Genomic DNA, 13,443 nt, shown 5'->3' with positions numbered 1-13,443 from the left:
TTTTTATTTACTATATGTTATGCTTTTTTTATAAAAATGTTTGTCCATTTTAAAATATTTTTGCAAAAGGGGAACATTGTTGATTAAAGTTTTGGCAATTTCAGGTTACAAACCATTTGAATTAGGAATTTTTAAAAAAGACCACCCGTCTGCCCTATTTATTAAGACCGCCATCAAGAAATCATTACTTCCTTTAATTGAGGAAGGATTAGAATGGGTGCTGATAAGCGGCCAATTAGGGGTAGAGCTGTGGGCGGCCGAGGTTGTTTTTGACTTGCAAAATGAATTTCCAGATTTGAAACTGGCGGTGATCACACCTTTTCTTGATCAGGAAGCAACCTGGAATGAAATAAACAAGGAATGGTATGCGTCGGTATTGGCCGGGGCTGATTACATCGATTCTGTTACGAAAAAGGGATATGAGAAACCATGGCAATTCCGTTTGAAAAATCAATTTTTCGTCGAAAAAAGTGACGGACTCCTTCTTCTTTATGATCAGGAAAAGGAAGGAAGCCCGAAATACGTATATGAGCTAGCAGTTGAATATCAAAAAAACAACCACTATTCGATTGAATTAATTACTTTTTACGACTTACAAATGATTGTAGAGGAAGAACAAGATAAATTGTCTGATTTTTAACGAATGTTTAAGTTGTTTAGTCATATAATGAAGTAATTTTGCTAACCATTATTATTTAAAACAAAAGAAAATTGACAAAAGGACTTATTTTTGAAAAAATAATAGGTAATGATTGGCTAAACTTGAGGTGATTTGGATGTTGGCTGATAAGGTGAAATTAACAGCTAAGGATATTTTAGAAAAAGAGTTTAAAACAGGTGTAAGAGGGTACAAACAAGAAGATGTTGATAAATTTTTGGATCTAATCATAAAAGATTATGAAACGTTCCACCAGGAATTAGAGGATCTGCAGCAAGAAAATCTAAGGCTGCGTAAACAGCTTGAGGATTCGTCAAAGAGACAGCCTGCAGCACAACCTGCCGGTACGACCAATTTTGATATTTTAAAACGATTATCCAATTTAGAAAAGCATGTTTTTGGCAGTAAATTATACGAATGACAGTTTGTTCCTCAATTTACTAATAAAAACCATTGAATAAACAGCAGGAAAAACATATAATAATAAAGTATCATTAATGACGTTCGGGTAATCGCTGCAATAAGCTTAATGCGAATTGTTGAGGAAAGTCCATGCTCGCACAGGCTGAGATGCCTGTAGTGTTCGTGCCTAGCGAAACGATAAGCTAGGGCAGTTGGGTGTAAACCAGCTGACGGCCGGGAAAATACCTAAGTCCTTCTCGGATATGGTATGAATACCTATAAAAGTGCCACAGTGACGTAGCCTTTCCAGAAATGGAAAGGGTGGAACGGGTAAACCCCACGAGCGAGAAACCCAAATAATGGTAGGGGCGCTTTCTCTGAGGAATTGAACGAGGAGAAGGACAGATTCCTAAGTGAATCTGTAGATAGATGATTACCACCTAAGTACGAGACGAAAGTCGTTTGCAGTACTATGGTACAGAACATGGCTTACAGAACGTTATTAATGGGAATGTTTGCTGGATATTTAACGGCTCTCCTGATATGGGGAGCTTTTTTATTGGTTCTAATTGCATTCCTTCGTTGCTTTTTGTCAATAATGAAAGCGAATATACCGTTGTTCAGAAGTGGACAGATACATAACAATTGAAAAATACTTAAGGGTGAAAATATGGGAAATTATCAAATAATCGCTACGGCGGCAATGGGACTAGAGTCTTTGGTTGCAAAAGAGGTAAGGTCGCTTGGATACGACTGTGAAGTAGAGAATGGGAAGGTAACATACACGGGGGACGAAACTGCCATTGCCCGCAGTAATTTATGGCTTCGAACGGCAGACAGAATCAAGATCAAGGTTGGCGAATTTAAAGCATTTACCTTTGATGAATTATTTGAAAAGACGAAAGCACTGCCATGGGAAAAATTCCTGCCTGAGGATGCGGAATTTCCCGTCATTGGAAAATCTGTTAAATCAAAGCTTTTTAGTGTGTCAGACTGCCAGGCGATTGTCAAAAAAGCAGTTGTAGAACGTCTAAAAATGCACTATAAACGAAGTACTTGGTTTGAGGAAAATGGAGCTCTTTACCGTATTGAAGTTGCCTTGCTGAAGGATGTGGCGACGATTACGATTGATGCAAGCGGTCAGGGCCTTCATAAGAGAGGTTATCGAATCGACCAAGGGGAAGCACCATTAAAGGAGACACTCGCTGCCGCCCTTGTAATGTTAACCAATTGGAAAGCAGATCGTCCTTTTATAGACCCTTTCTGCGGTTCTGGTACTATCCCCATTGAAGCGGCAATGATTGGCCAAAATATTGCTCCAGGCTTTAATCGGGAATTTGTTTCAGAGGGTTGGAATTGGATTTCTCCCAAGGTTTGGGATGAGGCTCGAACTGAAGCAGAAGACCTGGCAAATTATGACCAGCCACTAGACATAACAGGTTCTGATATTGATCATAGGATGGTTAGAATTGCTCAGGAGAATGCCTTTGAAGCAGGGTTTGGTGATTTAATTCATTTTAAACAAATGCAGGTCAGAGACATTTCTACGAATAAAGAATACGGTGTCATTGTCGGGAATCCCCCATACGGTGAAAGATTAGGGGATAAAATGGCTGTCGAACAGATGTACAAAGAAATGGGTCGGGCATTCAGCAATCTTGATACGTGGTCGATTTATATCATGACCTCGAATGAAGAGTTTGAACAATTATATGGAAAGCCGGCAACAAAGAAACGAAAACTTTTTAACGGATTTATCCGGACAGATTTATATCAATATTGGGGGAAACGGCCGCCTCGTCAGGATTAGCCGAAATAATTATCAAGTAATGAAATGGTTCATTGGGGAGGTAGATTATGCAAAAACGGATACCGTTTGAAGTTTCCAAGACTGAGTCCTTTTATGACAAATTAGGAGAATGGATTGGCGATCTATTCTATGATATTTTGCCTGATGCCGGCTTCGAACTAAGGGACGAACAAATTTATATGGCCTTCCAATTGGAAAAGGCCTTCAAGGATAAAAAAATAATGTTCGCCGAAGCAGGAGTCGGGACAGGGAAAACAATTGTTTATTTACTGTATGCAATCATGTATGCCCGCTACACGAATAGGCCAGCCGTCATTGCATGTGCAGATGAGACACTTATAGAGCAGTTGGTAAAAAAAGAGGGAGATATTGCAAAGCTCGAAAGGGTACTCGGGTTAAATATTGATGTTCGCCTGGCTAAATCCCGTGATCAGTACCTGTGTTTAAAAAAGCTTGATCAGGTTCGGAATAACGATTTTTCAGATGAGATTTCCGATTTGTATCTAAAGCTGCCCGACTTTATTCACACGGGCGGCTCGATGCAGTCTTTTGAAAAATACGGAGACAGACGTGATTTTCCGCATTTGTCTGATGAAATATGGAGCAATGTAAATTGGGATCCTCTTCAGGATTGCTTTTCCTGTGAAAAGCGCCACCGTTGCGGATTAACTCTGCACAGGGAATATTACAGGCATTCGACTGATTTAATTATCTGCTCCCATGATTTCTATATGGAACATATTTGGACGAAGGAATCAAGAAAGCGGGAAGGGCAGCTGCCGCTGTTGCCGGACCATTCTTCCATTGTATTTGATGAGGGCCATCTGCTTGAATTTGCTGCACAAAAAGCATTAAGTTACCGGTTTACTGATTATACCTTGGATACTTTGCTTACTAGGCTGATGGAAAACGAAGTCAGAGAGAAAACATTATACACAATAGAAGAAGCACTTTTAGAAAATGAGGCATTTTTTGAGACAATCTCTCAATTTTCTGCACATGCAAAGGGATCTGAGAAACAAATTATTTCGAAGCATCCTTTAGTTTTAAAAACCTGCAGGAAGTTACTGTCAACACTTCAATCCTTGGAGGAAGAACTTGTCTTTGAAAGTGAGTTATATGTCATAAATGAGTATGATTTAAAGATTGTTGAGGAGTATTTAGAGCAGATTACCTATTCATTATCACTTTTCCTTCAAGAATTGAACGGAATCACCTGGTTTGAAGAGAGCAGGGGCGAACGGACACTTGTGATTATGCCAAAAATGGTCGAAGAAGTGATGCGAGAAGAGGTGTTTTCACAGAAAAAGCCATTTGTTTTTTCGTCAGCGACACTGTCAAATCAAAAGTCATTTGATTATATTGCAAATAGTCTTGGTATAAAGGATTATTTATCGTTTTCTGTTGCTTCGCCATTTGCCTATGATGAAAACATGGAAGTCTATCTTCCAAGATTTTCAAAAGAAAGCATTGCAGAAAAAATAAATTATCTAACTCAAGTCATTCATCAATCCGAGGGACGAGCCTTAATTCTATTAAATAATAAAGAAGAACTGTCTCATCTTAAAAGACACCTGCCGGGAGTATTACCATATCCTGTTTATTTTGAAGGGGACGAAGAAATCAGCACGCTCGTTTCCAAGTTTCAAAATGAGGAGCATGCTATACTTTGCTCGATTCATCTTTGGGAAGGGCTTGACATTCCAGGAAGATCGCTTGAAAATGTATTGGTCTTTTCCCTTCCGTTCCCGCCAAATGATCCCGTTTTTACAGCTAAGAGGGATGGGGTAGACCATCCATTCCTTGAGGTTGATTTACCATATATGCTCCTTCGCCTGCGTCAAGGCATAGGGAGATTAATTCGCAGTGAAACAGACAGGGGAACAGTTCATATCATGATAGATGAAGATATCGATCCAACCGTATTACAGAGTATCACCGCTGTCTTACCGACCGAACCCATAGAAGGATAAAAAATGGAAGCTCTCGTTTAGAGAGCTTCCATTTTTTTATCTCATACCTAAATAACTTTTTCCTTCCGCTGTCATTTTATCAGGTGACCAGGCGGGCTCCCAGACAAGATTGACCTCTACATTTCTTGTTTTCTCGATTCCTTCTACACAATAGCGGACACCCCTTGTAATGCTGTCATGAAGCGGGCAGCCAGGTGTTGTCAGCGTCATCGTAATTTTCACATCATTTTCATCCGTAATTCCAACGCCATAAATTAAGCCTAAGTCCACTACATTGATATTTAACTCAGGATCATACACAGTTTTTAATTCTTCAAGGATTCTTTCTTCTAAATTCATGATAAACACCTCACTATTTTTTTATAACTCTAACAATATTAATGGCAATGATAAGAAACATGATGGATAAGATGAATTGTCCTATATTAAACAGTACGGCTGTTTTTAAGGCCAGGGCACAAAATATAATGATAACTGCCCCAATAAAGATTGACAGGACAGGGATAATGATTTTTTCATTCATCATTTCTTTTAATGTCGGCACTTTTGACTTCCCGATTTCATTGCTATATTTATAGATCCACCAAAGAAACGGAACGATTTTATACAAATATCCAATAATACTAAGGACAATCCAAAGTAATAGATAAGCGTATACCAGTGGGCCAATTAGTGTAGTAAAGCTGTTGGTCCACAATAATATAAATGCTGCTAAATGGATGGCGTTGCCCAGTCCAATTGCAATTAGCGAAAACGTAAAGGGTTTATCTAGCTTTTTTTTCAATCTTTTATTGATAATGATTGTGGTATGCCAGCTGAAAATCGAAAAGCCTGCCAAAAGTAAGAAGAAACCTATTTTTAATAGACTGCTGCTATTAGAAAAGAAGGAAATGAGTGATAAAACGAGACCAGCAGTATAGTATCCATACACGTATCTTGCATGGACCATTGGAAACCCGTGTGACAAAGAAAACATAGGCACCATCTTATAGGAAAATCCGAAAATTAATAGGGTAAACCAGCCAGTAACACCCATTAATAAATGGCTTTTAAAGATTGAATGATAGTATTCAGCACCAATCCCTGTTTTTAAACAATAAATTAATGTAATTCCTAATGAAATAGTGATAAATAAACATACTAGTGCCGATCCCACGAAAGCAGTCAAAATGTTTGGTTTGGCTTGTAATCTTAATGTCATAAACATCTGCACTAAAAACATAATGATACCAATTATGGTAACGACCCCTGGAATTAAAGCATTTTGCGGTGATACATAGAGCATAGCTGAAAAAGTGGCAATGCCTATTGCCGTAACATAAAATTGAACAAAGCCAAATTTCTCATTCCATATTTTCGTCAGGAAGGCAACAGGAACAAGCTGGTACATGGCTCCCATCGCTACCATTAACGCCCAGCCTAAAACTAATAAATGAGCTGAAGACCAGATCGCAGGGATTCTAAAGCTTCCATCAGCCATTAATTGACCGTTTACTAGCAATAGAATTTGCGAAAGTACTAGGGCGATTAAACTAAAAAAGATAAATGAGAAAGGCAGTTTAATATTTGTTTCACTCCCCATATTTTGAGGAACCATAATAGTACACCTTCTTAGCGAAAGATCTCGATTTTAAAACTTCCGTCAGTTTGCGGTTCTGTGCGTTGCTTGTAGCCCAGTTCTTCGAGCTGCTCATAAAGGAACATCGGTCTCCTGTCATTAATAATCGTTAAAACTTCATTCTCCCCAAGCGTTTCAAGGGCAGCCAATGTCCGCATCATTGGCTGCGGCGGTTCTAACCCGCGATTATCTAATATCATTTCAATCACCTTCCCATCCTATTTCTGTTAGCTTTTCTTTGTAAAGATAACTTTCCAGTGCTTTTTTTCAATTTCTACTTCTTCATGGGTAAAGCCTTTTGCTTTTAGAACGGCGAAAAGCGGTACTGGCTTAAATGGAGCATGAAGAATAAAAATATCATTATTCTTACATTCCTTAATGGTCTCCATAATTTTTTGAAACGGTTCAATTTTATTTTTAAGATCCTCGCGCACATCCAATTCAATTACTCTTTTTTCCATTTGCTTGACAACCCCTTCTATTTTTATTTGTGCAAAATTTCTTTATCAATAGAATAACTCTTGTTGTAATGCCTCACGATCGATTACATAATACCCATCTCCGTCTTGTGTAACAAATTCCTTCTTTTTTACATGATTGATGGTTCTGCTGACGGTTTCTCTCGAAGTACCAATCATGTTGGCTAATTCTCGATTGGTGAACTGAGTTGTCAGCTTGTAGCGATCTCCAGCCTTCTCCCCGTTCGATTTACACAGTCTAATGAGTAGTAAAATAATTTGTTCATATGTGTTATGGAGAACTTGTGCTTCCAATCTTCCTTGCAGGTCAACAATTTTTTCCCCCAACACTTTAAAAAGCTTAATGCAGAGTTCCGGATAGGAAATAAGAATTTCTTCAAATTTGTCAATCGGGATGACAATGAGATGTGCATCATCCATCACCTCGGCATGTGCAGGGAAATTCCCTTTTCTAAAAAATCCGGCATGCGGAAACATTTCTCCCGGTTCAAGGACAGAGATTAATTGCTCTTTGCCCGAATGATCTGTTTTATAAATTTTGATTTTCCCGCTATGAATGAAGAACACGCGGTCAAGATGATCATCCTGCATAAAAACATACATCTTATGCTTATAAAACCGAGTTTGAGCAATCTTAACGATTGGGTCAAGCTCCATTAAGGATAATTCCTTGAAGATTGGGACATCAGACAACCGTTTGATTATGTCCTCCTGCTTCATTAACATCACCTTCATATTATTAATTCGATTTAAACTCATTGTAGCAATGATTTTTTCGTATTAATGTGACCTCCATCATAGGTAGATCATTTTTATTGAAAATAATTCTCAATGTGACAATTTTGTGAAAGAAACATTTAGTGTGTGACAATTATCACAGCTAAGAAATGAGGATATTCACTTTGTGATGCTTTTTTCAAAGTTAAAATACAGTCTGTAATGAAAATAGAGAGGATGAAAGGCATGGAAATAGAACATCGTACGTCTACCAGTAAAATATTGAAGACGAATAAAAATGGTCTGTTAAAATCTGTTTTAATTGCGACTATTTTAATTAGCTTCACCGTTTTACTCGTTGGCGGCTATTGGATATTTAAAGAACAAGCGCCACGGCCATTAGAAGTGACAAATGAAAGTGGTGATGTCCTTTTTACAAAGGAATCTATTATGGGCGGTCAGGCAGTATTCCAAAAGTATGGTTTAATGGACTACGGTACTGTTTTAGGACATGGTTCATACATGGGGCCTGATTATACGGCAGAAGCCCTTAAAATTTATACAGAAGGAATGCAGGCTTATAAAGCAAATGATAAATATGGAAAAGATTATGCTTCTTTAAATGAGGATGAAAAAATAGTTATAAAAAACAAAGTTATAAAAGAAATGCGTAAAAATCGCTATAACAGCGGAAAAGATACAATGGTTTTAACAAATGCTCAAGCTTTTGGTCTTGAAAAGGTAAGGGCACATTATCAAGAAATTTTTACGAAGGGTGACGGCTGGGGATTAAAACCAAACCTAATTAAAGAGGAGGATATGCCAAAAACGGATCGTGCATATGTGGCAACAGGCGATCAAATTACCCAGATATCTGATTTCTTTTTCTGGACGGCATGGCTCTCCAGTACCGTTCGCGAAGGAGATAATATCACCTATACAAATAACTGGCCATACTATGAAGACGCAGGAAATCAGTTATCTTTCTCTGCTGTTTGGTGGAGCGGCGCCAGCATAACCATTTTTGTCCTGGTATTAGGAATTATTCTTTTTGTTTTCTACCGCTATCAATTTAGTATGCAGGAAGCTTATAAAGAAGGAAACTTTCCTCGAATTGATTTACGTAAAATGCCGGTGACAAGTTCACAGGTGAAGAGCGGAAAGTATTTTGTTATCGTTTCTGCTTTATTCTTTGTCCAGTGTATGTTTGGGGCATTACTTGCTCACTATTACATAGAACCGGATAGTTTCTTTGGAATTAAGTGGATTCATGATATTCTGCCATTTAATATTTCAAAAGGTTACCACTTGCAGCTGGCTATTTTCTGGATTGCAACAGCTTGGCTTGGTATGGGTATTTATGTTGCTCCGCTTGTTGGCGGTTATGAGCCAAAGAAACAAGGATTACTAGTCGATGTTTTATTCTGGGCATTGGTGGTCCTCGTTGTCGGAAGTATGGTTGGTGAGTGGCTTGGTGCCAATGGGTACCTAGGGAATAACTGGTTCTTGTTCGGCCATACAGGCTGGGAGTATATCGAACTGGGACGTATATGGCAGATAATCCTGATTGCCGGCATGTTCATTTGGCTGTTCATCGTTTATCGGGGAATTAGGGCAGGTCTTAAGAAAGAAACCGATAAAGGTGGGTTGATCCACTTATTATTCTACTCGGCGATTGCTGTACCTGCATTCTACGTTTTTGCCCTATTTATCAACCCGGGAACAAGCTTTACTTTTGCTGATTACTGGCGCTGGTGGATTATTCACTTATGGGTTGAAGGTATTTTTGAGGTATTTGCTGTTGTTGTTATTGGTTTCCTTTTAGTTCAATTGGGTTTGGTAACAAAAAAATCTACTGTTAGACAGCTATATTTCCAATTAATCCTGCTTCTAGGCAGCGGGGTAATCGGTATCGGTCACCATTATTACTATAACGGTTCAGCTGAAGCGTGGATTGGACTTGGAGCTGTATTCTCAGCAATGGAGGTCATTCCATTAACACTGCTAATCCTTGAAGCATACGAACAATACAAAATGATGCGTGCAGGAGGTGTAGATTTTCCTTATAAAGGAACTTTCTGGTTCCTTATCTCTGTAGCGATTTGGAACTTGGTTGGTGCAGGGGTGCTCGGCTTCTTAATTAATCTTCCGGCCGTCAGCTATTTTGAACATGGACAGTTCTTAACACCTGCACATGGGCATGGTTCGATGATGGGTGTGTACGGAATGTTTGCCTGTGCTGTACTTCTTTATTCATTACGGAACATTGTGAAGCCTGAAAGCTGGAACGATAAATGGCTTAAATTCAGCTGCATCATGTTAAACGCAGGTCTAGCCGGAATGGTCTTCTTATCCTTGCTGCCGGTCGGCTTTATTCAAATCAAAGAAGCTTTCGACCATGGATACGCAACATCACGTTCAGCAGCCTTTCTGCAAAAGGATCTAGTTCAAACATTACTAACTTGGCGTGCGGTGCCTGACACCATTTTCCTTATTGGCGTTGTGGTATTAGTGGTATTCTGTCTAAAAGCTCTCTTCCATTTACGTAAGCCAACGCATAAAGAAGGGGAAAGTCTCCCAGTGAAAGATTTATCACTTGATGAAGAATAAAGAAAAAATCCGCAAGGTCTAGCTTTGCGGATTTTCTTTTTCTTTCATTAGCTCTTTATAACAATCGAAACAATAAGTGTCGCTTTCTTCTGTGTGAACGCCGTTAAAGAAACCATCTAAACAATAGAGGTCTTTGTTACAGCATTTACATGAACCTACTAATTCTTGCAAGCTCTAAGCCCCCCTAATAAAACAGTATAAATAAAATCATGTATTAGGTGTGATACGCAGCACTAAATGGAAGCATCCATTTCCTTATAATAGAAGAGAAGTTAACATACTATAAGGAGTGATAATAATGCAAACCTATACAAAAGTGATCAATGTCCCAGATTTTCCACCACGTGAAAAGCATCCAACCATCTTTAATGGTTTCGATGGATTAGTTTCCGGTGAAACAATGATGATTGTTAACGACCATGACCCAAGACCGCTGTTATATCAATTCATGATGGAAAGACCTGAGCAATTTTCTTGGGAGTACCTTGAAGAGGGTCCCGAAACATGGAAAGTCGCTATTTGTAAGAAGTAATATGGTTTAGGTGTCTTTAAAACGAATGAACCTTAACCCTCTCTAATCATTTTACGTGAATATTTATTTTCCTAGTAACATCCTCTTTTCCCTATATATTATATTTTACAACAGAGATCCGTTTCTGTTGTTTTTTTATTCTCTTTCCGGTTATCAAATATCCACTTTTCAGAAAATATGATAAAATTTATCTGTTACAAAAAAAGGGGGATTCGTATGAGTGGTACACAAATAGAAAAAGAATTTCTAGAATATGTAAAAAAGATGTCTGCTTATAATGAAGCACTTGGTTTAATTTACTGGGACCTGAGGACAGGTGCTCCAAAGCAGGCGGTAGAACAAAGATCGGAAGTAATCGGAATGCTTTCTGCTGAAGTATTTAAAATGTCTACATCTGAGGAGATGGCCGCATACATAGCTAATTTATCAAAAAGGCCGCTGTCGGAACAAACCAACAAAATTTTACAAGAATGCAAAAAGGAATATGAACGAAATAAGAAAATTCCTGCGGAAGAATATAAAGAGTTTGTCATTCTCCAATCAAAGGCAGAGAGTGTATGGGAGGAAGCGAAAGAAAAAGCAGATTTTTCCTTGTTTAGCCCATATCTAGAGAAGCTAGTTGCGACGACAAAACGATTCATCAGCTATTGGAGTCATAAGGAAAAAAAGTACGATATTTTATTAGATATGTATGAACCCGGCATGACAATGGAAGTATTGGATCAAGTATTTGGCGAACTTAGGGAAAAAATCGTCCCGTTGGTCAAGCAGATTTCAGAGTCTTCCCATAAGCCGCAAACAGACTTTTTATTTAAACCGTTTTTAAAGGAAAATCAGCGTGAACTTAGCTTAAAAATCCTCGATAAAATGGGGTACAACTTTCATGCAGGAAGACTGGATGAAACCGTTCATCCCTTCGCGATTGGTTTAAACCCCGGGGATGTCCGTGTGACCACAAAGTATGACGAAAACGACTTCCGTACAGCTGTTTTTGGTACCATCCATGAAGGTGGTCATGCTTTATACGAACAAAATGTTTCAAAGGACCTGATTGGTACACCACTTTGCTGTGGAACTTCAACAGGAATTCATGAATCGCAGTCACTTTTCTATGAGAATATTCTAGGCCGAAGTTTTTCATTTTGGAAAAATAACTACAGTCTTTTAAAGGAATACGCAGATGGTCAGTTTGATGGAGTTGAACTCGAAGAATTCTATCGGGCAATAAATGAATCTAAACCATCATTCATTAGAATTGAAGCAGACGAATTAACCTACCCGCTCCATGTTATCATCCGCTATGAAATTGAAAAAGGGTTGTTCAATGATGAAATCGAGGTAAAGGACCTGCCGAAGATTTGGAATGACAAATATGAGGAGTATCTAGGCATTCGTCCTAATCATGACGGGGAGGGTGTCCTTCAGGATGTCCACTGGGCCGGCGGCAGCTTTGGTTATTTCCCATCCTATGCATTAGGGTATATGTATGCAGCACAATTTAAGCATAAAATGCTCGAGGAACTTACAAATTTCGATCAATTAGTAGAACAAGGAGACCTGCTCCCAATTAAAGAATGGCTGACGAAAAATATCCATCAGTATGGCAAAATGAAGCAGCCGTTAGAAATCTTACAGGACGTCACTGGAGAAGGTCTTAATCCAAAATACTTAATTGAATATCTTTTTGAAAAATATGGAAAGGTTTATCAGTTAAAGTGAAAAAGGCCATTCCTGTATTATTCATTGCGATCAGTGCATCATTATGGGGAATTATTGCTATATTTGTAAGGGGCCTTACTGAGGCAGGCTTTACTTCGATGGAAATTGTTACTATCAGGGTTGTCACAGCGGCAATGTTGCTAATCATAATTGGAGTAATCAAATACCCTGCACAAATGAAAATCAAATTTTCGGATACCGGCCTTTTTATTGGAACAGGGATCTTCAGCATTGTCTTATTTAATTGGTGTTATTTTTCTGCAATCAATCAATTGAATTTGTCGCTTGCGGTGATTTTATTATATACAGCACCAGCATTTGTAACCGTATTATCCTATTTGTTTTTAAAAGAAAAAATGAATTCAACCAAAATAGGATCGGTTTTTGCGACGATTGCAGGTTGTGTATTAGTGGCAGGGGTAAATCTAAATTCTGCGGCAGATATCAGGCCAATTGGGATTCTAACGGGTCTCGGGGCAGGCTTCGGTTACGCCTTATACACGATTTTTGGTAAGTTCGCTTTGAAAAAATATCCAACTTATACGGTCACATTGTTTACCTTTATCATTGCATCGGTAGCATTGCTGCCAGTGACACAGCTTTGGGAAAAATGGAACCTCCTCGTAAGTAGTGAGATTCTCCTATATGGTATAGGACTGGGATTAATTCCTACGGTAATTGCTTATTTATTGTATACAAAAGGGCTTGAAAAAGTGGAGGGTAGTAAAGCCGCTATCATAGCAACCGTTGAACCAATTATTGCTACGATTTTGAGTGTATTTTTGTATGAGGAAGGTTTTGGCGTGATACAGGCAACAGGCTCATTAATCATACTTTTATCGGTAATTCTCGTAAATCGACCCAAGAAACGGCAGGGTAACAATTACACAGAAAAGGCTTCAATCTAGAAGATTGAAGCCTTTTT

At 38.6% G+C, this 13,443-nt stretch carries 14 protein-coding genes and 1 other RNA gene; 9 read left to right on the top strand and 6 right to left on the bottom strand.

What is annotated here, in order from left to right; genetic code table 11:
- Positions 1-82: 82 nt before the first annotated feature.
- The 5 genes from FAY30_RS15740 (at position 83) to FAY30_RS15720 (ending at position 4,843) form a co-directional block, all read left to right on the top strand.
- Positions 83-640: an SLOG family protein gene (locus FAY30_RS15740; RefSeq protein WP_190284939.1), complete on the top strand. Its 558-nt coding sequence runs from the start codon at positions 83-85 to the stop codon at positions 638-640.
- A gap of 136 nt (positions 641-776) precedes the next feature.
- The gene (gpsB, locus tag FAY30_RS15735) at positions 777-1,079 is read left to right on the top strand and encodes a cell division regulator GpsB (protein ID WP_149872740.1); all 303 of its coding nucleotides are present in this window, start codon (positions 777-779) and stop codon (positions 1,077-1,079) included.
- A gap of 79 nt (positions 1,080-1,158) precedes the next feature.
- Positions 1,159-1,557, top strand: an RNA gene (gene rnpB, locus FAY30_RS15730) — RNase P RNA component class B.
- A gap of 173 nt (positions 1,558-1,730) precedes the next feature.
- Entirely contained in the window at positions 1,731-2,870 is a 1,140-nt protein-coding gene (locus FAY30_RS15725) for a THUMP domain-containing class I SAM-dependent RNA methyltransferase (protein WP_149870754.1), read from the top strand.
- A 47-nt stretch (positions 2,871-2,917) separates the two neighbouring features.
- Positions 2,918-4,843 (top strand): ATP-dependent DNA helicase, encoded by a 1,926-nt coding sequence (locus tag FAY30_RS15720; protein WP_149870753.1) that lies wholly within the window; start codon positions 2,918-2,920, stop codon positions 4,841-4,843.
- Positions 4,844-4,879: 36 nt separating this feature from the next.
- Here the strand turns inward: FAY30_RS15720 and FAY30_RS15715 are convergent, their stop codons facing one another.
- Genes FAY30_RS15715 through FAY30_RS15695 form a run of 5 tightly spaced genes read right to left on the bottom strand, consistent with a single transcriptional unit; the run spans position 4,880 to position 7,660 of the window.
- Positions 4,880-5,182: a metal-sulfur cluster assembly factor gene (locus FAY30_RS15715; protein WP_149870752.1), complete on the bottom strand. Its 303-nt coding sequence runs from the start codon at positions 5,180-5,182 to the stop codon at positions 4,880-4,882.
- 13 nt (positions 5,183-5,195) lie between these two features.
- Entirely contained in the window at positions 5,196-6,440 is a 1,245-nt protein-coding gene (locus FAY30_RS15710; RefSeq protein WP_149870751.1) for a hypothetical protein, read from the bottom strand.
- Between the two features lie 14 nt (positions 6,441-6,454).
- Positions 6,455-6,661, bottom strand: a complete 207-nt coding sequence (locus FAY30_RS15705; protein WP_149870750.1) for a DUF2249 domain-containing protein — start codon at positions 6,659-6,661, stop codon at positions 6,455-6,457.
- 27 nt (positions 6,662-6,688) lie between these two features.
- Positions 6,689-6,922, bottom strand: a complete 234-nt coding sequence (locus FAY30_RS15700; protein WP_149870749.1) for a DUF2249 domain-containing protein — start codon at positions 6,920-6,922, stop codon at positions 6,689-6,691.
- 45 nt (positions 6,923-6,967) lie between these two features.
- On the bottom strand, positions 6,968-7,660 hold the full coding sequence (locus FAY30_RS15695; protein ID WP_149872739.1) for a Crp/Fnr family transcriptional regulator: 693 nt from the start codon (positions 7,658-7,660) through the stop codon (positions 6,968-6,970).
- Between the two features lie 243 nt (positions 7,661-7,903).
- Here FAY30_RS15695 and FAY30_RS15690 point away from each other — a divergent pair, with 243 nt between their 5' ends.
- Positions 7,904-10,267, top strand: coding sequence for a nitric-oxide reductase large subunit (locus tag FAY30_RS15690; RefSeq protein ID WP_149872738.1), 2,364 nt, complete (start codon positions 7,904-7,906; stop codon positions 10,265-10,267).
- A gap of 18 nt (positions 10,268-10,285) precedes the next feature.
- Here the strand turns inward: FAY30_RS15690 and FAY30_RS27230 are convergent, their stop codons facing one another.
- Complete coding sequence (locus FAY30_RS27230; protein ID WP_190284669.1) at positions 10,286-10,438, bottom strand: hypothetical protein; 153 nt, start codon at positions 10,436-10,438, stop codon at positions 10,286-10,288.
- Positions 10,439-10,565: 127 nt separating this feature from the next.
- On the opposite strand from FAY30_RS27230, the gene FAY30_RS15685 reads away from it, so the two are divergent.
- The 3 genes from FAY30_RS15685 (at position 10,566) to FAY30_RS15675 (ending at position 13,426) form a co-directional block, all read left to right on the top strand.
- Entirely contained in the window at positions 10,566-10,799 is a 234-nt protein-coding gene (locus FAY30_RS15685) for a DUF2249 domain-containing protein (protein ID WP_149870748.1), read from the top strand.
- Positions 10,800-11,015: 216 nt separating this feature from the next.
- Positions 11,016-12,518, top strand: a complete 1,503-nt coding sequence (locus tag FAY30_RS15680; RefSeq protein ID WP_149870747.1) for a carboxypeptidase M32 — start codon at positions 11,016-11,018, stop codon at positions 12,516-12,518.
- Positions 12,515-13,426 carry a DMT family transporter gene (locus FAY30_RS15675; RefSeq protein ID WP_149870746.1) on the top strand — a complete coding sequence of 304 codons (912 nt, stop codon included), beginning with the start codon at positions 12,515-12,517 and terminating at the stop codon, positions 13,424-13,426. Before FAY30_RS15680 ends, FAY30_RS15675 begins: the two co-directional genes overlap by 4 nt.
- Positions 13,427-13,443: the final 17 nt, after the last annotated feature.

It is taken from the genome of Bacillus sp. S3 (assembly GCF_005154805.1).
GTDB lineage: Bacteria > Bacillota > Bacilli > Bacillales > Cytobacillaceae > Neobacillus.
This window is presented reverse-complemented; position numbering and strand designations above follow the sequence as displayed.